This is a genomic window from Mesorhizobium sanjuanii, from assembly GCF_002529485.1.
In the GTDB taxonomy this organism is placed as follows: Bacteria; Pseudomonadota; Alphaproteobacteria; order Rhizobiales; family Rhizobiaceae; genus Mesorhizobium; species Mesorhizobium sanjuanii.
Map to the genome: position 1 here is coordinate 19835 of NZ_NWQG01000025.1, position 25074 is coordinate 44908.

Annotated in this window: 27 protein-coding genes and 1 pseudogene; 20 read left to right on the forward strand and 8 right to left on the reverse strand. The window is 63.6% G+C overall.

All coding sequences use genetic code 11. The annotated features are described in order from the left end of the window. Window positions 1–7: 7 nt before the first annotated feature. Together CN311_RS05510 and CN311_RS05515 are read left to right on the forward strand one after the other, a co-directional pair. Window positions 8–1132: a DUF2333 family protein gene (locus tag CN311_RS05510; RefSeq protein ID WP_097572371.1), complete on the forward strand. Its 1125-nt coding sequence runs from the start codon at window positions 8–10 to the stop codon at window positions 1130–1132. A gap of 319 nt (window positions 1133–1451) precedes the next feature. Beyond that, complete coding sequence (locus CN311_RS05515) at window positions 1452–3131, forward strand: formate--tetrahydrofolate ligase (protein ID WP_097572372.1); 1680 nt, start codon at window positions 1452–1454, stop codon at window positions 3129–3131. A 215-nt stretch (window positions 3132–3346) separates the two neighbouring features. Here the strand turns inward: CN311_RS05515 and CN311_RS05520 are convergent, their stop codons facing one another. Next, window positions 3347–3907 (reverse strand): cytochrome b/b6 domain-containing protein, encoded by a 561-nt coding sequence (locus CN311_RS05520; protein ID WP_097572373.1) that lies wholly within the window; start codon window positions 3905–3907, stop codon window positions 3347–3349. A gap of 5 nt (window positions 3908–3912) precedes the next feature. Further along, window positions 3913–4179: a PepSY domain-containing protein gene (locus CN311_RS05525; RefSeq protein ID WP_097572374.1), complete on the reverse strand. Its 267-nt coding sequence runs from the start codon at window positions 4177–4179 to the stop codon at window positions 3913–3915. Between the two features lie 161 nt (window positions 4180–4340). On the opposite strand from CN311_RS05525, the gene CN311_RS05530 reads away from it, so the two are divergent. Both CN311_RS05530 and CN311_RS05535 read left to right on the forward strand, forming a co-directional pair. Then, window positions 4341–5000 (forward strand): response regulator, encoded by a 660-nt coding sequence (locus tag CN311_RS05530; protein WP_097572375.1) that lies wholly within the window; start codon window positions 4341–4343, stop codon window positions 4998–5000. Next, window positions 4997–6331, forward strand: a complete 1335-nt coding sequence (locus tag CN311_RS05535) for a sensor histidine kinase (RefSeq protein WP_097572376.1) — start codon at window positions 4997–4999, stop codon at window positions 6329–6331. Before CN311_RS05530 ends, CN311_RS05535 begins: the two co-directional genes overlap by 4 nt. Before the next feature lie 3 nt (window positions 6332–6334). Here the strand turns inward: CN311_RS05535 and CN311_RS05540 are convergent, their stop codons facing one another. After that, complete coding sequence (locus tag CN311_RS05540; RefSeq protein WP_097572415.1) at window positions 6335–6892, reverse strand: sugar O-acetyltransferase; 558 nt, start codon at window positions 6890–6892, stop codon at window positions 6335–6337. Window positions 6893–7036: 144 nt separating this feature from the next. Here CN311_RS05540 and CN311_RS05545 point away from each other — a divergent pair, with 144 nt between their 5' ends. The 10 genes and pseudogenes from CN311_RS05545 to CN311_RS05590 all read left to right on the forward strand — a co-directional run bounded on the left by CN311_RS05545 (window position 7037) and on the right by CN311_RS05590 (window position 18291). Further along, entirely contained in the window at window positions 7037–7498 is a 462-nt protein-coding gene (locus CN311_RS05545; protein WP_097572377.1) for a DUF4126 domain-containing protein, read from the forward strand. Next, the gene (locus tag CN311_RS05550) at window positions 7495–8871 is read left to right on the forward strand and encodes an FAD-containing oxidoreductase (protein WP_097572378.1); all 1377 of its coding nucleotides are present in this window, start codon (window positions 7495–7497) and stop codon (window positions 8869–8871) included. The genes CN311_RS05545 and CN311_RS05550 overlap by 4 nt, the downstream gene beginning before the upstream one ends. Window positions 8872–9032: 161 nt before the next feature. Next, window positions 9033–10253 carry a COG1470 family protein gene (locus tag CN311_RS05555; protein ID WP_097572379.1) on the forward strand — a complete coding sequence of 407 codons (1221 nt, stop codon included), beginning with the start codon at window positions 9033–9035 and terminating at the stop codon, window positions 10251–10253. Then, a complete protein-coding gene (locus CN311_RS05560) occupies window positions 10250–11191 on the forward strand; it encodes an ABC transporter ATP-binding protein (protein WP_097572380.1) in 942 nt (313 codons plus the stop codon). Before CN311_RS05555 ends, CN311_RS05560 begins: the two co-directional genes overlap by 4 nt. Further along, on the forward strand, window positions 11175–12134 hold the full coding sequence (locus tag CN311_RS05565; protein ID WP_097572381.1) for an ABC transporter permease: 960 nt from the start codon (window positions 11175–11177) through the stop codon (window positions 12132–12134). Before CN311_RS05560 ends, CN311_RS05565 begins: the two co-directional genes overlap by 17 nt. 119 nt (window positions 12135–12253) lie before the next feature. Next, window positions 12254–12473 (forward strand): annotated as a pseudogene (locus tag CN311_RS33300) (hypothetical protein); the annotation flags it as partial. A gap of 125 nt (window positions 12474–12598) precedes the next feature. Further along, window positions 12599–13777 (forward strand): MFS transporter, encoded by a 1179-nt coding sequence (locus CN311_RS05575; RefSeq protein WP_097572382.1) that lies wholly within the window; start codon window positions 12599–12601, stop codon window positions 13775–13777. Window positions 13778–13863: 86 nt separating this feature from the next. After that, on the forward strand, window positions 13864–14919 hold the full coding sequence (locus CN311_RS05580) for a M14 family metallopeptidase (RefSeq protein WP_097572416.1): 1056 nt from the start codon (window positions 13864–13866) through the stop codon (window positions 14917–14919). A 229-nt stretch (window positions 14920–15148) separates the two neighbouring features. Beyond that, a complete protein-coding gene (locus CN311_RS05585) occupies window positions 15149–17338 on the forward strand; it encodes an anthranilate synthase (RefSeq protein WP_097572417.1) in 2190 nt (729 codons plus the stop codon). A 23-nt stretch (window positions 17339–17361) separates the two neighbouring features. Then, on the forward strand, window positions 17362–18291 hold the full coding sequence (locus tag CN311_RS05590; protein ID WP_208866435.1) for a cation diffusion facilitator family transporter: 930 nt from the start codon (window positions 17362–17364) through the stop codon (window positions 18289–18291). Between the two features lie 47 nt (window positions 18292–18338). On the opposite strand, the gene CN311_RS32465 is transcribed toward CN311_RS05590, so the two are convergent. Together CN311_RS32465 and CN311_RS05595 are read right to left on the reverse strand one after the other, a co-directional pair. Next, entirely contained in the window at window positions 18339–18476 is a 138-nt protein-coding gene (locus CN311_RS32465) for a hypothetical protein (RefSeq protein WP_165779600.1), read from the reverse strand. Between the two features lie 9 nt (window positions 18477–18485). Then, window positions 18486–19565 (reverse strand): hypothetical protein, encoded by a 1080-nt coding sequence (locus CN311_RS05595; RefSeq protein ID WP_097572384.1) that lies wholly within the window; start codon window positions 19563–19565, stop codon window positions 18486–18488. A 96-nt stretch (window positions 19566–19661) separates the two neighbouring features. Between CN311_RS05595 and CN311_RS05600 the strand changes: the two genes are divergently transcribed. The 5 genes from CN311_RS05600 (at window position 19662) to CN311_RS05620 (ending at window position 22049) form a co-directional block, all read left to right on the forward strand. Then, window positions 19662–20099: a DsrE family protein gene (locus CN311_RS05600; protein WP_097572385.1), complete on the forward strand. Its 438-nt coding sequence runs from the start codon at window positions 19662–19664 to the stop codon at window positions 20097–20099. 62 nt (window positions 20100–20161) lie between these two features. Next, a complete protein-coding gene (locus CN311_RS05605) occupies window positions 20162–20962 on the forward strand; it encodes an SDR family NAD(P)-dependent oxidoreductase (RefSeq protein WP_097572386.1) in 801 nt (266 codons plus the stop codon). 49 nt (window positions 20963–21011) lie between these two features. Beyond that, window positions 21012–21320 (forward strand): putative quinol monooxygenase, encoded by a 309-nt coding sequence (locus tag CN311_RS05610; protein ID WP_097572418.1) that lies wholly within the window; start codon window positions 21012–21014, stop codon window positions 21318–21320. A gap of 100 nt (window positions 21321–21420) precedes the next feature. Continuing rightward, the gene (locus CN311_RS05615) at window positions 21421–21666 is read left to right on the forward strand and encodes a type II toxin-antitoxin system Phd/YefM family antitoxin (RefSeq protein ID WP_097572387.1); all 246 of its coding nucleotides are present in this window, start codon (window positions 21421–21423) and stop codon (window positions 21664–21666) included. Further along, window positions 21663–22049: a type II toxin-antitoxin system VapC family toxin gene (locus CN311_RS05620; protein ID WP_097572388.1), complete on the forward strand. Its 387-nt coding sequence runs from the start codon at window positions 21663–21665 to the stop codon at window positions 22047–22049. The genes CN311_RS05615 and CN311_RS05620 overlap by 4 nt, the downstream gene beginning before the upstream one ends. Window positions 22050–22105: 56 nt before the next feature. On the opposite strand, the gene CN311_RS05625 is transcribed toward CN311_RS05620, so the two are convergent. The 3 genes from CN311_RS05625 to CN311_RS05635 are packed head-to-tail and all read right to left on the reverse strand — an operon-like array spanning window position 22106 to window position 23757. Further along, window positions 22106–22813 carry a GIN domain-containing protein gene (locus CN311_RS05625; protein ID WP_097572389.1) on the reverse strand — a complete coding sequence of 236 codons (708 nt, stop codon included), beginning with the start codon at window positions 22811–22813 and terminating at the stop codon, window positions 22106–22108. A gap of 48 nt (window positions 22814–22861) precedes the next feature. Then, entirely contained in the window at window positions 22862–23434 is a 573-nt protein-coding gene (locus CN311_RS05630; RefSeq protein ID WP_097572390.1) for a DUF1700 domain-containing protein, read from the reverse strand. Continuing rightward, window positions 23431–23757: a PadR family transcriptional regulator gene (locus CN311_RS05635; protein ID WP_097572391.1), complete on the reverse strand. Its 327-nt coding sequence runs from the start codon at window positions 23755–23757 to the stop codon at window positions 23431–23433. The genes CN311_RS05630 and CN311_RS05635 overlap by 4 nt, the downstream gene beginning before the upstream one ends. A 190-nt stretch (window positions 23758–23947) precedes the next feature. On the opposite strand from CN311_RS05635, the gene CN311_RS05640 reads away from it, so the two are divergent. Next, the gene (locus CN311_RS05640) at window positions 23948–25036 is read left to right on the forward strand and encodes an AbrB family transcriptional regulator (RefSeq protein ID WP_097572392.1); all 1089 of its coding nucleotides are present in this window, start codon (window positions 23948–23950) and stop codon (window positions 25034–25036) included. Window positions 25037–25074 lie beyond the last annotated feature (38 nt).

Genomic DNA, 25074 nt, shown 5'->3' on the forward strand with positions numbered 1-25074 from the left:
CATCGCCATGCTTGATCCGATCGTGAACTTCTTCACCTGGATTTTCCAGTGGATCGGCCGTGGCATCGGCGTCGTCATCGGCGTGATCCTGTGGCCGTTCCTGTGGGCCGGACGCTGGTACACGCAGCGCGGCTGGATCCTGAAGGCGGTGCTCGGCCTCGCTCTGCTGGTGCTGATCGGCCTCTATGCCAATTTCTTCTACGCTACCCAGTGGTGGAACAACTTCAACCCGAACTATCCCGACACCTATACGTTCGAGAAGCGCAACATCTCGGCCGGCGAGCAGACGACGGCGGGCGCCGGCACCGACACCGCCAGAACCTGCGGAAACTCGGGCATAGCCCAGGTGGCGGCCGACCTCACCGATTTCAACGTCAACCAGAATGCCTGGATCTCGTCGATGATCCTCTACAAGCTCGGCCTGTTCGGCATCGACTGGGACCACACGCCGTGGATGGACAACAAGGCCTCGTTCCAGCGTGGCATCAACCAGGCCGTGCGCCGCACGGCGACCGAGCTTGCCGACAATCTCGGCCGCGTCCGCACCACATCGCAGATCGACGCCGACCTGCAGGACGCGCGCGGCAATCTGCAGTTCGATGAAGAGACCTGGTATTTCGGCATCAGTCCGTTCGGCCCCAAGACACCGACGCCGAGCTATTATCGCGATGCGGTGCGCAAGCTGCGCGCTTTTAACGCCCGGCTGGCCACCTGCCAGGCGACCTTTGACGCCCGCGCCGACAATCTGAAGCAGTATATCGACCGCATTGCCAGCGACATCGGCTCGACCTCGGCCATCCTCAAGGAGCGTTCCGAAAACCACAACAATGGCTGGTTCGACTTCCGTGCCGACGATCGCTACTGGTTCGCCTATGGCCAGCTTTATGCCTACTACGGCCTGATGAAAGGCGCCGAGGCCGACTTCGAGGACGTGATCAAGGAAAAGCACCTGCAGAACCTGTGGGACACGATGGATGCGCAATTCGTCTCGGCGCTGCGCATCCAGCCCTTCATCATCGCCAATGGCCGTGAGGACGGCTGGCTGTTGCCGACGCATCTGACGACGATGGGGTTTTACATCCTGCGGGTACGTTCGAACATGGTCGAGATCAGCAACGTCCTGACGCAGTAGCAGGTTTGTCCCCGGCGATGGCGATGGCGAATTTGCGCCGTCGCCTCTGTCGCATTCCGTGCATTGCGCGGCTGTTTTGAGACGGCAGAACGGCGCGTCCTCTGGCTTCTATACGGCGCGACAACCGGGGCGCAAAGGCCTGACATAAGGTCGACCCGGAAGTGGAAGCACTTTCTTCATAGGAAATATAGTTGCATGAAAGTTGACGCCGCGGCAGCGACAGGGTTAGAACAAGCCCCCACGCGCCTGCGGGCCGTTTCGAACATGCAACAATGATCGAACCCGTTCCCTCCACCGTCCAATCCAGAGGAAAGCCGTCATGGCCGAAGTGAAGTCCGACATCGAGATCGCGCGCGCCGCCAAGAAGAAGCAGATCCAGGAGATCGGCCAGAAGATCGGCATCCCGAGCGAGCATCTTTTGCCCTACGGCCACGACAAGGCGAAGATTTCGGCCGATTTCATCAAATCGGTGAAGGGCAACAAGGACGGCAAGCTGATCCTCGTCACCGCCATCAACCCGACCCCGGCCGGCGAAGGCAAGACGACGACCACGGTCGGCCTTGGCGACGGTTTGAACCGCATCGGCAAGAAGGCCATCGTCTGCATCCGCGAGGCCTCGCTCGGACCGAATTTCGGCGTCAAGGGCGGTGCCGCCGGCGGCGGCTATGCCCAGGTCGTGCCGATGGAGGACATGAACCTCCACTTCACCGGCGATTTCCATGCCATCACCACGGCGCACAACCTGCTTTCGGCGCTGATCGACAACCACATCTACTGGGGCAACGAACTCGGCATCGACACCCGCCGCGTCGTCTGGCGCCGTGTCATGGACATGAACGACCGGGCGCTGCGCGAAATCATCTGTTCGCTCGGCGGCGTCGCCAACGGTTTTCCGCGCGAGGGCGGCTTTGACATCACGGTGGCTTCCGAAGTCATGGCCATCCTGTGCCTCGCCACCGACCTGAAGGACCTGGAGAAGCGCCTCGGCGACATCATCGTCGCCTATCGCCGCGACAAGTCGCCGGTCTATGCCCGCGACCTCAAGGCTGACGGCGCCATGGCCGTGCTCTTGAAGGATGCCATGCAGCCCAACCTCGTGCAGACGCTGGAGAACAACCCGGCCTTCGTCCATGGCGGCCCGTTCGCCAACATCGCCCATGGCTGCAACTCGGTCGTCGCCACCACGACGGCGCTGAAACTTGCCGACTACGTCGTCACCGAAGCCGGTTTCGGCGCCGATCTCGGCGCGGAAAAGTTCTTCGACATCAAGTGCCGCAAGGCCGGCCTCAAGCCGGCGGCGGCTGTCATCGTCGCCACGGTGCGCGCCATGAAGATGAATGGCGGCGTCAAGAAGGAAGACCTTGGCAAGGAGAATGTCGAAGCCGTCAGGAAGGGCTGCGCCAATCTCGGCCGCCATATCGAGAATATCCGCCAGTTCGGCGTGCCGGCGGTGGTCGCCATCAACCATTTCTATTCCGACACCGACGCCGAGATCCAGGCGATGAAGGACTATGTCGCCTCGATGGGCGAGGAAGCGATTCTCTGCAAGCACTGGGCTCACGGTTCGGCCGGCATCGAGGACCTCGCCAACAAGGTGGTGGCGCTGGCCGAATCCGGCGCGTCGCAGTTCGCGCCGCTCTATCCCGACGCCATGCCGCTGTTCGAGAAGATCAACACCATCGTCCAGCGCATCTATCGCGGCTCCGAAGCGATCGCCGACAAGTCGGTGCGCGACCAGCTCCACGCCTGGGAGAAGGCCGGCTACGGCAATCTGCCGGTCTGCATGGCCAAGACCCAATACTCCTTCTCCACCGACCCGAACCTGCGCGGCGCGCCGACCGGCCACACCGTGCCGGTGCGCGAGGTCAGGCTTTCGGCAGGTGCGGGCTTCGTCGTCATCATCTGCGGCGAGGTCATGACCATGCCCGGCCTGCCCAAGGCGCCGTCCTCGGAAAAGATCTTCCTCAATGAAGCGGGCCAGATCGAGGGCTTGTTCTAAAGCATCCAAACCACAGACTACTAAGGGCGCCGTATCATGCGGCGCCCTTTCTGTTTCAGGATCTTCCTACGAATCGACGGCGCAGCCGATGGATGCGGTTGCCTTCGAGGCGGGTTTCGGCAGCCCCACGCCCCGTCGGCATGAGCCTGTCGGTCCAAATGAGATCAGATGGCAAGGGCGCCGCAGCGATGCGACGCCCCTGATGTTTGAGGTAATCAGGTCACATCGTCCGCCGATGGCGCGCGCTTGCGACCATTGACCATCGCGCGGACAAGGTTCTCATGATGGCGCAGACCCGCCAGCATTACGCCCCCAACGTGGAGTCCGATGAGCAACAATAGGCTGTTGCCCAGTATCTCGTGTACATCCTCCAGCCACTCCACGCCCCACCAGGCGTCAGTGGTCTGCATCCAACCGGTAAGCGCAATTGCCGCCACACAAAACAGCAACGCCAGCACCATGGCGCCCCCAGCGGGGTTGTGGCCGAGATAGCGTCTCTCGCGATTGCGCATCACGTCGGCAAGATACTTGGTGACGGCGCCAGGGCTGCGCACGAACTGCCGGAAGCGCGCGTATTTCGATCCGGCCAATCCGGCGATCAGCCGCGAGGCGATCAGGCCTCCCGCACAGTAGCCGGCCAGCTCATGCACTTTCATGATTTCCCCGGAGGACAGCCATGCCACCGCTACGCACAGGGCCAACGACCAGTGAAAGAGGCGGATGTACGGGCTCCAGACCTTGACCGAGGTTTCTCGTGTCGAAACGGTGGCGTTCATGATGTTCAGCCGTCGTCGGAATCGGCGCCGACCGATTCGAGCGTCTTGGGATTGAACACGGCCTCCAGCCTCTTGCCGTTGGCGTCGAGCGCCTTGGCTTCGTAGCAGCCGTTTTCCGTCTTGATGCTGCGAACCTTCCAGCCCTGGCTTTCAAGCTTCTTTTGCAGCGCTTCGCGCGGCTGCCACTGGTCGGTTGGCACATTGCATGTGTCGTCGGCGAAGGCCGGGCCGGCTACGGCCAGGACCAATGCGGTCAGGATCAAAGTCTTCATGTCGTTTCTCCATCGGCCAATTCCGATGCCGCCGACCCTGACCGTGAAACCTGACAGCAGCCTGAACGCAGCTCACGCCGCCCAAATGCCGCAGTTGGCTTGCATTCAGGCTACTGTCAGCCTCGTGCCGTATGGCGTGGTCACCAGTTGGCGGAGACAAAATGCGGGTTCTGTTGATCGAAGACGATCAGGTGCTGGGCGAGGCGGTGCGCGATCATGTCGCCGCCGACGGCCATGCCGTGGACTGGAGCAGCACCTTCGCTGAGGCTCGCGATCACCTTGATGTTGCATCCTATGAACTGTTGCTGCTCGACCTGCATCTGCCTGACGGCAAGGGCCTCGAGTTCTTGAAGACGCTTCGCCGTGAAGGCAGCGATACGCCGGTCATTATCCTGACCGCGCGCGACCAGCTCTCCGATCGGATAGAAGGACTGAATTCCGGAGCCGACGACTATCTGGTCAAGCCATTTGATCTCGGCGAATTGTCCGCGCGCCTCGCTGCGGTCGCGCGCCGCTACGCTGGAAGTCCCAATCCCCTGATCCGTATCGGACCGGTCGAAATCGACCAGGCCGCTCGCCGTGTTGTCGTGGACGGCATGGAAACCATGCTGACGGCACGCGAATGGGCGGTGCTGGAGCAGTTCCTGCGCCGGCCCGGCGTAACAGTTGGCAAAGGCCAGATCGAGGACGCGCTTTATGCCTTCGGTTCCGAGATCGAAAGCAACACAGTCGAGGTCTATGTGAGCCGCTTGCGCAGGAAGATCGGACGCGAGGTGATCTCGACCGTGAGAGGGCTGGGCTACCGGCTGGCATCCCAATGAGGGCGCTCGACAGCCTTGTCGGCCGGGTCGTCCTGTCGCTGGTTGCGCTTACGGTCGCATTCGGATTGGTTGCCGCGGCTACCGGCAGCTACACTCTGCATCGCGAAATCAACGAAGCCATGGACAGCTCGATGCGAGAGGCCGCGCGCAGGCTGCTGCCGCTTGTCATCGACGACCTCTTCGCGCGCGACACATTGCAGTCGCCGAGAAGGCTGGCGGAAGCCGTTTCCGAAGACGATGGCGGCCGGCTGGTCTTCCAGGTGCGTGATGGCCACGGGCGCATCCTCATGGGCTCCCACAACGCCCCGGTCGAACCGCTGACAGCCAGGCTGGCACAGGGATTCACGGAAGAGGCCGGTTGGCGCATCTACACCGAACCGGCAGTCAGCGGCTCGGTTTTCATCCAGGTTGCCGAACTCGATGCACGGCGCAATGAGGAAACAATCGAGGCCGCTATCGGTTTCCTGGTGCCGATGATCATCCTTATCCCGTTGAGTGCCATCGTCGCCTGGCTGACCATGGCACGCTCGCTCAAGCCGATTGCTTCCCTGCGCAGGCAGATCAGCGCCCGGCACGGCGACAACCTCGCTTCCATTCGAACCGAGGAATTCCCTGCCGAGCTTGCCGCCATCGCCAAGTCGGTCAACAGTCTGATGCAGCGCCTGCACATGGCGCTTGATGCCGAAAAGGAATTCACTGCGAATGCGGCTCACGAGTTGCGCACGCCAATTGCCGGCGCGCTGGCACAGACCGAGCGCATGATAGCCGAAGCGGCGAATGAGGCGGCAAGGAAGCGGCCACTCCAGATCAAGGCAGCCCTGTCCGGCCTCGCCAACGTGTCCGAGAAGCTGATGCAGCTGGCCCGCGCCGACGCCGGCATCGCGGTTGCCGCCAAGCCTCTCGATCTCGCCACGGTCGCGGCTTTGGTGGTCGCGGACTTCGAACAGCACGGCGAGAGCAAAGGCCGCATCCGCCTCGAAGCGCCGGCAAAAGGCACGGCGTTCGCCACGATAGACACCGATGCACTGGCCATCGTCCTGCGCAATCTTGTCGAGAATGCCTTGCGGCATGGTGCAAAGAGCGGCCCGGTGCTCGTACGCGTCGGCGATGATGCCAGACTGAGCGTGATCAACACGGGTCCGGTCGTCCCAGCCCCGGGCGGCCTGGTCAAGCGGTTCGAGCGCGGCGCAACGCGCGCCGAAGGCTCGGGTCTCGGGTTGGCGATTGTCGCCCGGATCCTGCAACAAACGGGAGCAACGCTTGTTCTGAATTCACCGGCGACCAACCGGCCGGACGGTTTCGAGGCGACGATCCAGTTTCCCGCCGCATGAACGTCAACCGCGCGCGGCCGGCCGGGCCGGGTTGCCCATCACGGTCGTGTTCGCGGCCACGTCGCGCGTCACCACGCTACCGGCGCCGACGATTGCCCCCTCGCCGATGCTGACGCCGCCGAGGATGATGGCGCTGCCGCCGATCCAGACATTGGCGCCGATCTCGACCGGCCTGGCGATTTCCAGACCTGCCTGCCGACCCGCGACCTCCTTGTGATGCTCGGCGCAATAGATCTGCACGTTGGGGCCGAGCAACGTCCGCTTGCCGATGCGGACCGTTGCCGTATCGAGGATGGTGCAGCCGGCGTTGAGAAAGACGCTGTCGCCGAGGAAGACGTTAAAGCCATAGGCGCAGTGGAAAGGCGCCTCGATACGGGCGCCCTCGCCCGTCGCGCCGAGCAGTGATTTCAGGGCGGGTCCGATGTTGCCGCGGCGGCCAGGCGGCAGGCTGTTATGTTCGAAAACCGCATCGCGCGCGATGACACGCAACGCCTCCAGTTCGTCATCGAGGCATGTGTACCACTCGCCGGCCGCCATTCTTGTACGTTCGCTTCCAGCCATGGCAGTGCCTCCTGTCTCGAGATCGTTCCAAAACACAGTCGATCCAAACTGGAAAGCACCAGCGTCGCCACTGGTCAAATGCCAAGCCTATGCTAGCCTGCGCTTGCCGGACTGGTCCTGGCCCGGTGATCGAGGGGATCAATCATGCTGTACATTCTCGCACTGCTGATCGGTGTCATCGCCGGCCTGCGCGCCATGACCGCACCTGCAGCGGTCGCCTGGGGCGCCTATCTCGGCTGGCTGCCGGTTGCCGGCACCTGGGCCAGCTTCATGAGCCATTGGGCCGCCGTCGGCATCTTCACCATCCTGGCTATCGTCGAGCTGGTCACCGACCAGTTGCCGTCGACGCCGAGCCGGAAAGTGCCGCAGCAGTTCGGCGCGCGCATCATCCTGGGCGCCTTCACTGGCGCGGTCATCGGCGCGACCGGCGGCGCCACCATCGGTGGGCTCATCGCCGGCGCCATCGGCGCGGTCATCGGCACTTATGGCGGCGCCGAAATGCGTGGCCGGCTTGCAGCCGCTTTCGGCAAGGACCCGCCCGCCGCCTTCATCGAGGACGCCGTGGCGATCATCGGCGGCCTGCTGATCGTGGCGGCCGTGGCATGACGGCAAAAAGCTTCGACGCCATCATCATCGGCGCCGGACAGGCCGGCACTCCGCTCGCCGGCCGGCTGAACGCAGCCGGCATGAGCGTGGCGCTGATCGAGCGCAAGCTGGTCGGCGGCACCTGCGTCAACACCGGCTGCATCCCGACCAAGACCATGGTGGCGAGCGCCTATGCCGCGCATCTCGCCCGCCGCGCCGCCGACTATGGCGTGACGCTCGGCGGTCCCGTCGGCGTCGACTATAAAGCGATCAAGGCGCGCAAGGACAAGGTGTCGGGCGCCTCCCGCACCGGGCTGGAAGACTGGATCGCCGGCATGGACAAATGCACGCTCTATCGCGGCCATGCGCGCTTCGTAACCGCCAACACGGTACGCATAGGCGACGACCTGCTGAGCGCCGAAAAAATCTTCCTCAACACCGGCGGCCGCGCCTCGGTGCCGGACCTGCCCGGCATCCATGACATCGACTACCTGACCAATTCGTCGATGATGGATCTCGATGTGCTGCCGCGCCATCTGGTGGTGGTCGGCGGCAGCTATATCTCGCTCGAATTCGCGCAGATGTTCCGCCGTTTCGGCTCCGATGTCACCGTCATCGAAAAGGGCCCGCGGCTGATCGGCCGCGAGGATGAGGATGTCTCGGCCGCCATTCTGTCCATCCTCGAAAACGAAGGCATCACCGTTCACGTCGGCGCCGACGACATCGGCTTTGCAAGGAAGGGCAGCGACATTGCCGTGACTTTTTCGGCCGGCAAGGCGCCGGCGGTCGGTTCGCATGTCCTCTTGGCGCTGGGCCGGACGCCCAACACCGACGATCTCGGCCTCGACAAGGCCGGCGTCGAGGTCGACAAACGCGGCTTCGTCGTCGTCGATGACCAGCTCCGCACCAGCGTGCCCGGCATCTGGGCGATGGGCGATTGCAACGGCAAGGGCGCCTTCACCCACACCTCCTACAACGATTATGAAATCGTCGCCGCCAATCTCCTGGACAACGACCCGCGTAAGGTCAGCGATCGCATCGAGGCCTATGCGCTCTACATCGACCCGCCGCTCGGCCGCTGCGGCATGACCGAGACGGCGGTGAAAAAGTCCGGCCGGCGCGCGCTGGTCGGCCAGCGGCCGATGACCCGCGTCGGCCGCGCCGTCGAAAAGGGCGAGACGCAAGGCTTCATGAAGATCCTCGTCGATGCCGACAGCAGGGAGATCCTCGGCTGCTCGGTGCTCGGCCCGGGCGGCGACGAGGCCGTGCACTGCGTACTCGACCTGATGTACGCCAAGGCGCCGGTCGACACGCTCGCGCGGGCAACCCATATCCATCCCAACGTCTCGGAGTTGCTGCCCACCATTGCCCAGGAGCTGAAGCCGCTGGTGTAGTGGACGCTACCCGCACACGGTGCGGGAACAATTTTGTGATCGGGCGCACAAGTCCGGAATTGCCCAACTCACGCCACAAACCGGGCGATCCTTCCCCTTGCATAAAGTCGCCAAGGCTTTGCAAGGCAACGATTAATTCCAACTTCGAGCGGGAGGCATCCATGAGTCCTGTGGGCATTCGCGCGCCCTTTTTCAACCCGACGGCGAGCCTCGCCACAGCCCTGGTTGTGGTCGGTCTCTTCGCCGTCGCACCGCAGGCGCATGCGCAAACGGCGGCCGCGGACGCCGCGAGCCAGGCGCCCACCGGCTTGTGGTTGACCACACCCTATCCGGAATTTTCCGCCCAGGCCGGCAAGGATGTGAGCGTGCCTTTGCGCCTGGCCAATCGTGGACTGCCGCCGCAGCGCGTCGAACTCGCTGTCGACGGCTTGCCTGACGGATGGAAGTGGGAGATCGACGGCGGCGGCAAACCCGTCAGCGCCGCAATAGCCGGATCGGACGGCGCGGTCGACCTGACGCTGAGATTGACGCCGCCGGCAGGCGACGTCGGCAAGGCACTGAACTTTACCGTGACCGGCAAGGCCGCCACCGAGGCGTTGAAACTGCCGATGGAGATGACGCTGGCCAAGACCGAACCGGCGAAACTGACGCTGGAACCAAAACTTCCGGCGCTGCGCGGCACCGCCAAATCGGCCTTCGATTTCCAGGTCGACATCAAGAACGAGGGCCAGGAGGATTCGACCGTCAACCTTCTCTCGAAGGCGCCGTCCGGCTTCCAGGTGACCTTCAAGCAAGGCTATGGATCGCAGGAGCTGACCAGCCTGCCATTGAAAGCCGGGGAATCCAAAACACTCTCCGTCAGCGTCCAGCCGCCAGAGAACGCCCAGGCCGGCCAGTATCCGGTGGCCGTCGCCGCCAGCGGCGACAATGTCAGCGCCGACACCAAACTGCTGCTCGACATCACCGGCAGGCCGTCGATCTCGCTTTCCGGTCCGGAGGGCCGGCTTTCCGGCGACGCCACGGCGGGTCAGGAACGCACGTTCAACTTCTCGCTGTCAAACAACGGATCGGCGCCGGCTCGCGACCTGAAGCTGTCGGCGAGCCCTCCTTCCGGCTGGAAGGTCACCTTCAATCCCGAAAAGGTGGATGAGATCGCGCCCGGCGGAACATCCGATGTCGGCGTTTCGATGACGCCTGCGACGCAGGCGATCGCCGGCGACTATATGGTCTCCGTCCGTGCCAATGGCGATGGCGCGTCCGACAGCGCCAATTTCCGGGTCACGGTGCGGACATCCACGCTATGGGGAGTTACCGGTCTCGGCGTTATCGGCGCTTCCGCCTTGATGCTTGCCTTCGCCGTCACGCGGTATGGACGGCGATGAGCCCGGTTCTGGAAGCGCGCGGTCTCATCAAGCGCTACGGTCGGTTTCCGGCGGTGGATGGCGTCGATCTCGCCGTCGAAAAGGGCGAGGTCTTCGGCCTGCTCGGCCCGAACGGCTCGGGAAAGACCACCACGATCCTGTTGCTTCTCGGCCTCACCGAGCCGACTGCCGGTTCGATCCGCGTTCTCGGGCTCGACCCGCTGCGCCAGCCGCTGACGGTCAAACGGCGAGTTGGCTACCTGCCGGACCAGATCGGCTTCTACGATCATCTGACGGCGCAGGAAAATCTCGTCTATTCGGCGAGGCTCACGGGCCTCGTATCCGAAGAGGCCGGCAAGCGCATCGCCGGGGCATTGGAGCGGGTGCGGCTGGCCGATGTTACCCATCGCCGCGTCGCCACCTTCTCGCGCGGCATGCGCCAGCGGCTGGGACTTGCCGAGGTGCTGGTCAAGCAGGCCGAGATCGCCATTCTCGACGAACCGACATCAGGCCTCGACCCTCAATCGACGCAGGAACTGCTGGAACTGATCCGTGAGCTTGCCGCAGAGGGCGTGACGTTCGTGCTATCCTCGCATCTGCTTGCGATGATGCAAACGATCTGCAGCCGGGTAGCACTTTTCCGAAAGGGCCGTATCGGCCTCATTGGCAAGGTCGAGGACATTACCTCGGACATCCTCGGCGGCACGCATATGGTGGAGGTCGAGGCTCAAAACACCGATCTGGTGAAAGTGCTTGCCGGCGCGCCGCATGTTTCCGGCGTAACGCCATTGAAGACGGGGCGCTGGCGCGTCGATGCCGACGCCGATGTCAGGGCGGACATCGCCCGGCGCATCGTCGGTGCAGGTGGCGCGCTCCACTCCATGACCATCCGTCAGTCCACTCTCGACGAGGTCTATGTCCGCTTTTTCGAGGGAGAAAGCCATGATGTCGCGGCGTGAAGGGTCGCCGTTTGCCGGCTTGTCGACAATCGCGCTCAAGGAAGCCGCCGATCACATGAACAGCATCCGCATCCACCTGGTGATGCTGCTGGTGCTGCTTACGGCGATCGGTTCTGTCTATGCCGCCATCGGCCAGATCAAGGCCACCATCGGCGAGGACCAGTTCCTGTTCCTGCGCCTGTTCACCACCGCGCAGCAGCCGTTGCCGTCCTTCGTCTCCTTCCTTGGCTTCCTCGTGCCCCTGGTGGCGATCGCGCTGGGCTTCGACGCCATCAACGGCGAATACAGCCGCCGCACGCTGTCGCGCATCCTGTCGCAGCCGATCTACCGCGATGCGCTGCTTACCGGCAAATTCCTGGGCGGGCTGCTGGTCATCGCCATCTGCCTGCTGGCTCTGTGGCTGCTGGTGACCGGCCTTGGCATGCTCCTGCTCGGACTGCCGCCCAGCGGCGAGGAGATCGCGCGCGGTCTTGCCTTCCTGTTTGCTTCCTTCGTCTATGCCGGAGTCTGGCTGGCGGTGGCCATGGCCTTCTCCACAATCGTCAAATCGCCGGCGACGGCGGCGCTGTGCGCGCTCACCGCATGGCTGCTGTTCACGGTGTTCTGGCCGATGCTGGCGCCGCTAATTGCCGGCGCCGTCGCGCCGATCGACCCGCTCGATCCGATGACCGCGATTCATCAGATCGACATCCAGCAGGCCATTGCCCGCATCTCGCCCAACACGCTCTACGGCGAAGCAACGCTTGCCCTGCTCAATCCGGCAACGCGCTCGCTCGGCCTTCTCTTCGCCGACCAGATGAGTGGCGCCCTGATGGGAGCGCCCTTGCCATTCTCGTTGAGCGTGGCCCTGATCTGGCCGCAGCTTGCCGGCATGATCGCGGCTCTTCTGGTGCTGTTCACGATCGCCTATGTCTCGTTCCAGAGGCAGGAGATAAGGGCGTAGAGTATTCCTCAGCCGCGCGGCGGAGATTCCCGGCTGCCCGGTGCCTGGATCGGGCAGTCGAGGTCGAAGTCGCTGGTGTGAGGTCTATTCTCCCTTCGCACTGGCAGGCCGCATGTGCCGGCCGCATCGTCGTGACCACGATCGACGCGCGGCTGATCGAGATACCAAGATCGGCCAGCCTTGCGCGGATTTCGGCAATGGCGGCACGTTCGACCTCAAGCAGGGCATGGGCGAGGTCAAGGCTGGCTTCTATTTCCAGACCTCGGCCCCCAACCATCATGCGCGATCTCGTCATGGTCGGCGGCTGGGGTTTGGGACAGTGTCGAGACCGGCGAACCCTGCCTCCACGCCCGTTCTTCGTCCGGCTCTCCGCTTTCTGCATTGCTGCATTGCAGCAATGACGCTTGTGCGTTGCGTGTCTCTCCGGACAATCTCAATTTGAACCGATTCATTCCGGACGCCCCATGCCCTTGCCCATCCTAGCGCTTGCCATTGCGTCCTTCTGCATCGGCACCACCGAATTCGTCATCATGGGCCTGTTGCCCGAGGTCGCCGCCGACCTCGGCGTTTCAATCCCCTCGGCCGGCCTTCTGGTCACCGGCTATGCGCTGGGCGTCGTCTTCGGCGCGCCGGTGATCGCATTGGCCACCGCCCATCTGCCGCGCAAGCCGGTGCTGGTCGGACTGGCGACGCTGTTCGTGATCGGCAATTTCTTCTGCGCCATCGCCCCCAACTACTGGACGCTGATGGCCGCGCGCGTCTTCACCGCTTTCGGTCACGGTGCTTTCTTCGGCATCGGTTCGGTTGTTGCCGCGAGCCTTGTGCCGCGCAACAAGCGGGCGAGCGCCATCGCGCTGATGTTTGCCGGGCTGACGCTCTCCAACATCCTCGGCGTTCCCGGCGGCACCGCGCTTGGCGAGGCCTTCGGTTGGCGCGCCACTTTCGTGGCCGTCGTCGGTATCGGCCCCATCTCGGTTGCGGCCATCGCCTGGCTGGTGCCATCAAATGTCGCCGAATCGAGCGGCGGCGGCCTGCTTGGCGAAGTGCGCGTGCTCGGCAAGCTGCAGGTGTGGCTCTCCATGCTGATCTCGGCGCTGGCTTCCGCCAGCCTGTTTGCCGTCTTCACCTACATCAAGCCCTATCTCACCGACGTATCCGGCCTTTCAACGGGGGCGGTCACCTGGGTGCTGCTCTTGTTCGGCGGCGGCATGACCATCGGCAACATCGTCGGCGGCAGGCTGGCCGACTGGAAACTGATGCCGACGGTGATCGGCACGCTGTTGATGCTGGCGTTGCTATTGCTTGGCTTCGCCCAATTCGGCGCCGTCGCAGTAGTAGCCATCTCCATGGTTTTCCTGTGGGGCCTGCTCGTCTTCGTCGTCGTGCCGCCATTGCAGATCCGCGTTGTCGAGGCGGCGTCCGAGGCGCCCAACCTTGCCGCCACGCTGAACCAGGGCGCCTTCAATGTCGGCAATGCGGGCGGTGCCTGGATTGGCGGGCTGGCGCTCTCCTTCGGCGTATCCTATGCTAATCTTCCGCTGGTCGGCGCGGCACTCGCGCTGCTGGCCGTCGCCGTCGCGGTGATGTCGCAGACGATGGATCGGCCTGCACCTGTCGTCTCTCTCGGGGCGCCTGCGGAATAGCCCTTGCGCCCATAGCGCGGCAGGCTGGACCAATCGACATCGACACCTCCCATGGGCATGTCTTCTCGTTCTTGATGGAGGAAGTCATGCGGAAATCGATCGAGCGCATCGCAGGCGACAGCGAGGGGGTTTCCTACGAATTCCCGGTCTTCCGCTTCGAAGGCAGCGACAAGTCTGCACCTTCGGCCTATCTGCAGGCGGCACTCCATGCCGGCGAGCTGCCGGGCGTGGTTGCCGTCGATGCACTGATGCCGATGCTGGCCAAGGCCGAGGCTGAAGGGCGCGTCAACGGCGACATCACCATCGTGCCGCAAGCCAATCCGATCGGTCGCGCCCAGTATCATTTCGGCGAGCACCAGGGCCGCTTCCATCTGGGCACCCGCAACAACTTCAACCGCGGCTTTCCGCTACTGGCGGCGCCCGACACCAAATTGCTGCCGGACACAGCGCCCGGCACCGCCGATCAGCGGCTGAAGACGTGTCTGCTCAAGCTTTCCATCGGCCACGACATCGTGCTCGACCTGCACTGCGACGACGAGGGCCTCGCCTATCTCTATGTCCACACCTGCCTGTGGCCTGACATGGCCGATTGCGCGGCCGCCATGGGCGTCGATGCGGTAGTGTTGTGGGACGAGGACACTGACGGCACTTTCGAAGGCGCCTCGATCATGCCCTATCAGAACGTTCCCGCCGATGTGGCGCGCTTCGACCGGCGCGTCGCCACCACGGTCGAATATCGCGGCATACTCGATGTCGATGGCGCTCTCGCCGCCTCCGATGCCGAAGGGCTCTATCGGCTGCTGGTGGCGCGCGGTGTGATCGCCGATCCGGCCCTGCCCGCGCCCGGTCCTTTCACCGGTACTGTCGTGCCGCTCGAAAACATCGACATGATGCCGGCACCCCGGGCCGGCGCGGTGCTCTATGACGTGAAGCCCGGCGACCGCGTCGCCAAGGGCGCACGGCTCGCCACCATCGTCCATGCCCCGGGCGAAGCCGACGGCCGCACCGAGGTGTTCGCGCCGCAAGCTGGTCTCATACTGACCCGCCGCTCGCGCCGCATCATCCGCGCCGGCGAAGACCTGCTGAAGCTGGTCGGCGACAACAAGAGCGCCGACGCCAGGTCGGGAACGCTGGAGGATTGAGGGCTGACGCTCTCCACTGAATCCAGTTGCACGGCCGTTCATTCGCCGCTATGGGACTCTCATGGACATGCGTTCGATCAAGACCGTTTGGTGGTGGGCTCGCTGACAGCGGCCTGTTCGAACGCGTTCGCGTGAAAATAGAGGGTGGCCGCAACGGAATGTCCGGGCGGCCATTTGTTTTTCCAGGCATTCCCGGGTCCGTTGCCCCAATACGCTGATGGAGACGGCAATGACGACGAAAATTCTGGAAAACGGGGCCGAGCGCTTCGTCACCGCGGGTGGCGTGACCATCACCCGCGAGCGCCACGACCGGCCCTATGAAGGCGCGATCGACGCCTATGTCGACGGGCTGAATGCGCGCCGCGGCGCGGTGTTTTCCTCGAACTACGAATATCCCGGCCGCTACACGCGCTGGGATACCGCCATCATCGATCCGCCGCTGGTGATTTCGGCGCGCGGCCGCGCTATCCGCATCGAGGCGCTGAACAGCCGTGGCGAGGTGCTTTTGCCTGTCATCGGCAAGGCGCTTGCCGGCCTTGCCGAGGTGACCATCGCCGAGACTTCGAAGAAGCTGATCCGCCTTGACGTGGCCAAGCCCGGCCGCGTCTTCACCGAAGAAGAACGCAGCCGCGTACCCTCGGTGTTTACGGTCCTGCGCGCCATCACCGCTCTGTTCAAGACGGAGGAAGACGCCAATCTCGGCCTTTACGGCGCCTTCGGCTACGATCTCGCCTTCCAGTTCGATCCGGTGGATTACAAGCTCGAGCGCAAGCCGAGCCAGCGCGACCTGGTGTTGTTCCTGCCCGACGAGATCCTCGTCGTCGACCACTACTCGACCAAGGCCTGGACCGACCGCTACGACTATTCCGGCGAGGGATTTTCGACGGAGGGCCTGCCGCGCGAGGCCGTCGTCGAGCCGTTCCAGACCGCCGACCGCATCCCGCCGCGCGGCGACCACGAGCCCGGCGAATATGCCGATCTGGTGCGCAAGGCGATGGAGAGCTTCAAGCGCGGCGACCTGTTCGAAGTGGTGCCCGGCCAGATGTTCTACGAACGCTGCGAAACGCCGCCCTCCGACATTTCGCGCAAGCTGAAGTCGATCAACCCTTCGCCCTATTCCTTCTTCATCAATCTCGGTGAAGGCGAATATTTGATCGGCGCCTCGCCCGAAATGTTCGTGCGCGTCAATGGCCGCCGCGTCGAGACCTGCCCGATCTCAGGTACGATCAAGCGCGGCGACGACGCCATTTCCGATAGCGAGCAGATCCTGAAATTGCTCAATTCGAAGAAGGACGAATCCGAGCTGACCATGTGCTCGGACGTCGACCGCAACGACAAGTCCAGGGTCTGTGAACCCGGCTCGGTGCGCGTCATCGGCCGCCGCCAGATCGAGATGTATTCGCGCCTGATTCACACCGTCGACCACATCGAGGGGCGGCTGCGCGAAGGCATGGACGCCTTTGACGCCTTCCTGTCGCATGCCTGGGCGGTCACCGTCACCGGCGCGCCGAAATTATGGGCCATGCGCTTCATCGAGCAGAACGAGAAGAGCCCGCGCGCCTGGTATGGCGGGGCGATCGGCATGGTCAATTTCAACGGTGACATGAACACCGGGCTGACGCTGCGCACCATCCGCATCAAGGACGGCATCGCCGAGGTGCGCGCCGGCGCCACGCTGCTCTTCGACAGCATCCCCGAGGAAGAAGAAGCCGAAACCGAACTGAAGGCATCCGCCATGCTCTCCGCCATCCGCGACGCCAAATCAGGCAATGCCGCCAGCACCGAGCGCAGCACCGCGCGCGTCGGCGACGGGGTCAACATCCTGCTCGTCGACCACGAGGACTCGTTTGTCCACACGCTGGCCAATTATTTCCGCCAGACCGGCGCCAACGTCTCGACCGTGCGCACGCCGGTGCCGGACGAGGTCTTCGACCGGCTGAAGCCCAACCTGGTCGTGCTGTCGCCCGGCCCAGGCACGCCCAAGGACTTCGACTGCGCCGCCACCATCAAACGGGCGCGCGCGCGCGAGTTGCCGATCTTCGGCGTCTGTCTCGGCCTGCAGGCGCTGGCCGAAGCCTATGGCGGCGAGTTGCGGCAACTGCATGTGCCGATGCACGGCAAGCCGTCGCGCATCCGCGTGTCGAAGCCGGGCATCATCTTCTCCGGACTGCCCAAGGAGGTGACGGTCGGCCGTTATCACTCGATCTTCGCCGACCCAGTGCGCCTGCCCGACGGCTTCATCGTCACGGCCGAGACGGAGGACGGCGTCATCATGGCGTTCGAACATCGCAAGGAACCGATCGCCGCGGTCCAATTCCACCCCGAATCGATCATGACGCTCGGCCACAATGCCGGCATGCGCATCATCGAGAACATCGTTGCGCATCTGCCGCGCAAGGCCCGGGAAAAGGCCGCCTAGGGACGATGGCCAAGACGGAGACCATGACGGCAATCGCGGCAAAAGCCGCCGCCAAGCGCAAGGTTGCCGCCCTCGCCTTCTGGTCGATCGTCATCGCTTTCCTGGTGATGGGGCTGAAGTTTGTCGCTTGGCGGATCACCGGCTCTGTCGCGCTCTATTCCGACGCACTGGAATCCGTCGTCAACGTCATCACCGCGACCGCCGCTCTCTGGGCGATCCGTATCAGCCATAAACCAGCCGACAGCGACCACCCGTTCGGTCATCACAAGGCTGAGTATTTTTCCGCCGTTCTGGAGGGCGTGCTGATCGTTGTGGCTGCGCTTCTGATCATCGCCAAGGTGTGGCAGTCGCTGCAGAATCCCGCATCGCTCGAACAGCCTTGGGAGGGCATGGCGATCAACGCCGGCGCGGCTGGGGTCAACGCCATATGGGCCCTGATACTGATCCGTAGCGGCCGCGCCGAACGATCGCCGGCGCTGGTCGCCGACGGCCAGCACATCATGACCGACGTGTTGACTTCCGCTGGTGTCATCGTGGGTCTTGTCGGCGCAGTCATGACCGGCTGGCATATTCTCGACCCGCTGCTAGCGCTGCTCGTGGCGTTGAACATTCTCTACCAGGGCTGGAAGCTTACCGGAGAATCGCTGAGCGGCCTCATGGATCGTGCGGTGGATACGCAGGAGCATATGCGCATCCGTGACGTCATTTCGGCCAACTCGAAGGGGGCGCTGGAGGTCCATGACCTGAAGACCCGTATTGCTGGCCGCGCCACCTTCATCGAGTTTCACATGGTCGTCGATGCCGACATGACAGTGGGCGACAGCCATGTCATCTGCGACCGCATCGAGGACGCTCTGAGGGCGGAAATCCCTTCAGTGCGCGTCACCATCCATGTCGAGCCGGACGACGAGGCAAAGCTGCCCAAGGGCACGACAGCCGTGCCTTTCGCGTGAGGTGGTTCACCAAATCCAGGCAGTGATGGCGGCTGCCTACCAGGATCTCACTTGAATGCGTCGTCGAGAGAGGGGCGCACCTGTTCCGCCGACCTTTCCAGCACCGCCTCGACAAAATCGTCATCAACCATCCCGACGACCTGGTCGAGCCAGTCCCAATCCTGCGGAAGAGGTTCATCAATCATTAACGGCCCTCAAGGCGTACAAGCAGATTGCAGCATCGGCTCCAGGCGATAGACCTTGTCGTCGGACATGGTCTTGCCGTCGGCCACCTTCGAGCACAAATCGACGATCGGCAGGCTGTTGTTGGGATTGGCCAACATCATCGTGCCGTTGACGCCGCGGCGCAGGTAGATCTCCTTGGCAGCGATATCGCAGGAAAAGGCGCTCATCTTCGCGCTTGCGGTGCAGCGCCACTGGTCCGCTTCGCCTTCGCAGCTATAGATCTGCGTCACCTCAGCCGATTTCTGTCGCGTGGTGACGGACACGGCAATGTCGGCCCCGCTAGGCCAATTGGCCGGATCGCCATCCCTGGCGAAGGAGGCGAGTTCCACCGGCCCCCGGAAAACCCGGATGGTCCGGGTGGACTGATCGGGATGCGAGGCAAGATGCGCGGCATCGTAGTCGCGCCCGTAGCAGAAGGGCTGGTCCGGCTTCAGCCGCTCGCGCAGCGGCGGCCCGAGTGCCGGATCGACCGGATCGATGCGCGCGAACTCGGCCTTGCAGGTCTCTGTCGGCATGCGGTCGAGCCGGAAGCCGTCGTCCTCGGTGCCGAGCGCCTGCCTGGCGTATTCCTTTTCGCCCAGTTCGTCCTCGGCGCCGACATCGAGATAGAGGTCGCGGCCCACGTCGGAGATGGTCAACCGGCCTTTTTCATCGACCTTGAGCGTGGCCATGGTGCGGTCGCATTCCATGCCGCAGTGAATTTCGCCCGATTGCGGATCGTCCTTGCCGCACCAGCCGCCGACCCATTCGGGCTTCTTGGCGTCGCGCACCGTCGTCGCCATGAAGCCGGTGTAGTCGGACGGACCGCTGCTCGGCTCTTCGTTCGGATGGCTGACCGGGTCATGGCCATAGTGGAAGAAGATCCGCTCCACCTTCTGGTTCGGATGCGCCTTGAGATGCGCGGCATCGTAGATACGCCCGAAACAGGCATCCTTGCCGTCCGGAGTGAGATCGGTGAGCTTGGGTGCATCCTCGGCGAAGGCCGCACCGGCCAATATCGCGATCAGGGCAGCACCAAAGCCGGCGCGCGCCAGTGTCTTCGACGTCATGTGACCCCCTCCTTGCCCGACAGGACGTGGCTTCAATTTATGCTAGGATCGAGGCCGAAGCCACGCAATTTGCGAGGCCGGCAACAGGAGGAAATCATGCGCCGCCGCGACATGTTCCGCGTGGGTCTGGCCGGAACCGCTGGCCTTTTCGGGCTGCGCCAGGTCAAGGCGGGGGCCGTGGAAGAAGAAAGGCCAAAGGTCGCGTATCACCTCAGCGATCTCGACAAGGTCGGCTTCGTGCTCGGCAACATCAAAAACCACTATGACGGCACCGGTGGCAAAGTCGATATCGTGCTGGTCGTGCATGGACCGGCACTCGCCGCTTTCAAATCGAAGAGCGCATCCGCCGCGGTTTCCAGCCGTTTTTCGGGTCTGGTTCGCGACGGGCTTTCCCCGCATGCCTGCGCCAACACCATGCAAGGCATGGATATTGCGCTCTCCGACCTGCTCGAGGGCTTCCACGCCGCCGAAACCGGCGGTGTCGTCAAGCTCGCGGAACTGCAGCGCCAGGGCTACGCCTATCTCAGGCCTTGAAGGGCTTGAACACAGAGGCGGCAAGGGCCTACGAAGGACGGGCAGAAATCCGGAGGATAGACGTGGCAGGCACCGTGACCGCACCAATCATTCCCGGCCTGGCCATCCCCGATATCGCCGGCAAGGCGGTGCTGGTCACCGGTGCGTCGACTGGCATCGGGGCAGCACTCGCGCTGGCCTATGCCGCGCAGAAATGCCTTGTGGCGCTCCATTACAATTCGAGCAGGCAAGCGGCCGAAAAGCTTGGCCGGACAATCAAGGACGGCGGCGGGAAGATGTTCCTCGTCCAGGGCGATTTCTCGATCCCCGCCGATGTCGAGCGCGTGGTTGAGGACAGCGCACAACATTTCGGCCGGCTTGACGGACTGGTCAACAATGCCGGTGGCATGCTCGGCCGCGTGCCCTACGCCGAGCTGACCGAGGCGCATTACGACGCGGTGATGGACCTCAACGCACGTTCCGTGCTCACCGCCTCGCGCAAGGCGATCCCGTGGCTGAAGCGCCAGGGCGGCTTCATCATCAACACCTCGTCGATCGCCGCGCGCAATGGCGCCGGCGGCGGCGCCGGGCTCTACGGCTCGTCCAAGGCCTTCGTTTCCAATGTGACGCGCGGCATGGCCAAGGAACTGATCGGCTTCGGCATCCGCGTCAACGCCGTGGCGCCCGGCACCATCGCGACGGCCTTCCATGAGCGCTATTCGACCGACGAGCAGATGAAGGGCATGGTGGCCACCATCCCTCAGGGACGCGCCGGCACGCCGCAGGATTGCATCGGCGCCTATCTGTTCCTCTCCTCCGATCTGCTGAGCGGCTACATCACCGGCCAGGTGATCGAGGTGAATGGCGGCCAGTTGATGCCTTGATGCGCGATCTGCATACTTCAGTCGCGAAATCCAAATGGAGACGAAGGCGATGTATGGACTGATCGGCAAGATGCGGGCGGCGCGCGGTCAACGTGACGCGGTCATGGACGTTCTGCGCGCCAGCACCGGCGCCCTGCCCGGCTGTCTGAGCTACATCATCGCCACCGACCCGGCCGACGCCGACGCGATCTGGGTGACCGAGGTGTGGACCGATCAAGCAAGCCACAAGGCATCCCTGCAACTGCCGGAAGTCCAGGCGGCGATTACCAAGGCGCGCCCCTTCATCGCCGGCTTCGAATTCCAGGTCGAAACCCACCCCGTCGGCGGCTTCGGCCTGACCGACGGCAAAACCGGCTGATCTCAGCGGCTGGCTCGTCGCGCTTCCTAATTGCACATACTTGCAAAGCCGCGAGAAAGGACTAAGTTCGATGGACTAAGTCCGATTGGAGCACCCTGCAATGCAAACCGTGAACATTCACAATGCGAAAACCAATCTTTCGCGTCTCGTCGACCAAGCCGCCAAAGGTGAGCCATTCATCATAGCCAAGGCGGGCAAGCCCATGGTTAAAGTCGTGCCCATCGATCAGCCGGCCTCGGCGCAGATGCGGCGGATCGGCTTTATGGTCGGCCAGTTTTCTGTCCCCGATGATTTCGACCACATGGGTAGAGAGGAGATCGAGCAACTGTTCGGCGCCAACGCATGAACCTGTTGCTCGACACCCATCTGCTGCTATGGGCGGCCGGCGAACCGGATCGGCTACCGCTCGCCGCCCTCGCCGAGATCGAGAACCCGTTGAACGAATTGCTGTTCAGTCCTGCGAGCCTTTGGGAGGTCGCAATCAAACGCGGACTTGGGCGGGACGACTTCACCGTCGACCCGCGTTTGCTGCGGCGGGGCCTGCTCGACAACGGCTATCACGAGTTGCCGATCACCAGCGAGCACGCGGTCACCGTCGACGGACTTCCAGCGATCCATAAGGACCCCTTCGATCGAATGCTGGTCGCTCAGGCGCTCGTGGAGGGCATTACCTTGCTGACGATGGACGATCTTGTCGCCCGCTATCCTGGACCCATCCGAAAACTCTGACCGGGACATCCCCGGGTAAAAGCGGGATCAGGCGCTGTCCTCGCAGGCGGCCAGGGCTACGGCACTTGCACTATACTGCCGCTGCCCCTCACCTGCGAACGTCGCATGGTCGGGTGCCCGTACAGCTCGATGTCACCACTGCCGGAAATCGAAACATCCGCATCCGCCTGTGCGGTAACTTGCGCATCGCCACTGCCGCGAATTTCGATCCGTGCGGATTGAGCGATCAGGTCCTTGAGCCTTCCCGAGCCCGAACCGGAGATGTCCAGGCCGACCGTCTGGGTGGTCCCGGTGGCGGTAACGCTGCCGCTTCCCCGGATGCTCAGCCGCAGCTCAGGCTGATTGATCTGCGACAGAGCAAGATCACCGCTGCCGAGCACTTTCCATTCTGAAATCGCCGGTCCCGACAGGCTGACATCGAGCCGGGACGCAAACCAGCCTGGCTCGCAATCGAGACTGAGCCTGCCGCCTTCCATCCGCACATGGTCAAGCAGGGCTGAATCACCGCTAACGACAGCGTCGGCCTTGTCTCCCGGCTGGTAGTGGACCGAAGCCGGCAGATCGATCGTCAGACTGTCGCCGGCGCTGAAGGGCAAGGTAACCTCTCGTCTGGTGGACGTGGCCGCTCCGCAGGTAGACTGCCCGGCAATCCACCACCCTCCGGCATTGGCCCAACCTGGCCCGGAAAGTCCAATGCCCAGAGCCAGAAAGACGACCGCGCCGATCAACCCCATCGTTGCGATGAATGCCAGTTTTCCAGTCATTGTCCGTTTCCTTCAACGTGATGACGAATTGCTCGAGCTTGGCAACGCTCAAACCCGGTCATGGTCCGGTTGAGCCAGACGGGAATGCAGCCGGGCATAGCGCCCGAGCACGCGTATCCCGGCGCTCAGCGCCAGCAGCAGCAAGGCTCCGCCGCCGAGGAAGAAGCTTACCAATCCAGCGCCGATGAACAGATGGCCTAAAGTCACCGTGATGGCACCACCGATGTCGAACAGCAGTGTGGTGAGAATGATCTTGATGCCGAGGGCGCCGATGGCGACAAGCGCGATGCCGAGGCCGAGCGCGAGGACGATCGCAGTGATCAGCAGCGGCAGCAGGAAGACGATGTCGACGAAAGCAAGCCCGGCAAGCGCCAGCATCGCCGCCAACATGTTCGACACGCTCCAATGGGCCTCAAAACGACGCAAGCCCGCCTCGGCCCGCAACTCGCGGGCAAGCCTGGCCGGATCACCCAAGGCAGCCGCGACCTCGGCCTCGCCACGACCCGACGCGTCGGATTCGGCGAAATGGGCGGCATAGTCGCCAACGATGTCCTCGATCTCTTGAGGCGGCAGACCGGCAAGCCCCAGTCTCAGCGTGCGCAAGAAAGCATCCCTGGTCATGGCAAATCCTCAAGAAGTTTATCGACTGCACCCGCGAAGGAGCGCCAGTCGCGGCGGTGGGCTTCGAAAGCCTGCTGGCCGAGCGGCGTGAGCCGGTAATATTTGCGCGGCGGCCCGCTGCTGGACTCGACGATGCGGGTGGCGACCAGGCCGTCATTCTGCATCCGGCGCATCAGCGGATAGATCGTACCCTCCCCCATGCTCACCGCGGCAACCAGCGTGCTGGCGATTTCATAGCCGTAGCTTTCACCTCGCGACAGCACGGCCAGGACGCACAGATCGAGGGCGCCTTTTCGCAACTGCACCTGGATTGAGTCGGTCATGCAAACCTCGAATTCGAGATCTGTATATAGCACGCTACCTGTTTATGCAAGGTAGTGAATTGCAGTGGCTCTGAAGCAATCCTGTCGCGGTAGCTGCGCGTCGCGGAATCCCAAAACCAGCGACGAGCGAGCCTTAGAATTTCTCCCGCAACGGGCTTCGCATTCTTCCTGCATGGGTCTAAGAGCGAATATGGATTTCTCGCCCGACCAACCGCCCGTCGAACGCATGGCGCGCATGCACAAGGGCTGGCAGTGGCTGGTCCTCCTGGTGCTCTCGATCCTGTTCGCCGGCGCGCTGGAACTCGCCGCCTTGCCGGCGGCGCTGCTGATCGGACCCATGCTGGCGGCGATCCTGGCCGGCACCAATGGCGCCACGGTACGCGTCCCGCGCCCCCTGTTCGGCTCCGCGCAGGCGATCGTCGGTTGCCTTGTCGCCAGTTCGATCTCGACCGACATCTTCGCGGTCTTCTACAGGGAATGGCCGCTCTTCCTCGGCGTCGTGGTGGCGACCGTCGCGGCCTCCAGCTTGCTCGGCTGGCTGATCAGCCGCTGGCGCATCCTGCCCGGCACCACCGCCGTTTGGGGTTCGTCGCCGGGCGCGGCCACCGCCATGGTGCTGATGGCCGGTGCCTTCGGCGCCGATCAGCGCCTCGTCGCCTTCATGCAGTATCTGCGCGTCATCTTCGTCTCGATGACGGCTGCCCTGATCGCACGCATGTGGGTCGACACATCGGGTATCGAGATCCCGCCCATCGTCTGGTTTCCGCCGATCGATCCGCAAGCCTTCACTGCCACCATCGGCATCGCACTCGTCGGCGGCCTGATGGGAAAGCTGTTCAGGCTGCCGTCGCCCTTCTTTCTCGGCACCTTCATCTTCGGCGCGGTGATTCATCTCGGCCTTGGCGTGCCGATGCAATTGCCGAACTGGCTGCTGGCCCTCAGCTACGCGATGGTGGGATGGTCGATCGGACTGAACTTCACCCGTCAGATCCTGCGTCACGCGGCGCGGGCGCTGCCGCAGATCGTCGGCTCCATCATCGCGCTGATCGCCTTCTGCGGCGGTCTCGGCTTCATGATCAGCCATCTGCTCGGGGTCGATCCGCTGACCGCCTATCTGGCGACCAGTCCCGGCGGCATGGACAGTGTCGCCATCATCGCCGCCGCGGCGCAGAACGTCGACATCTCCTTCGTCATGGCGCTGCAATCGGCCCGTTTCCTGGTCGTGCTGCTGGTCGGGCCGAGCGTGGCGCGGCTGGTGGCGAGAAGCCTGAAAGAATGACCTGCTCGCGACAGGTTCCACCGCACCGTTACGGTGCG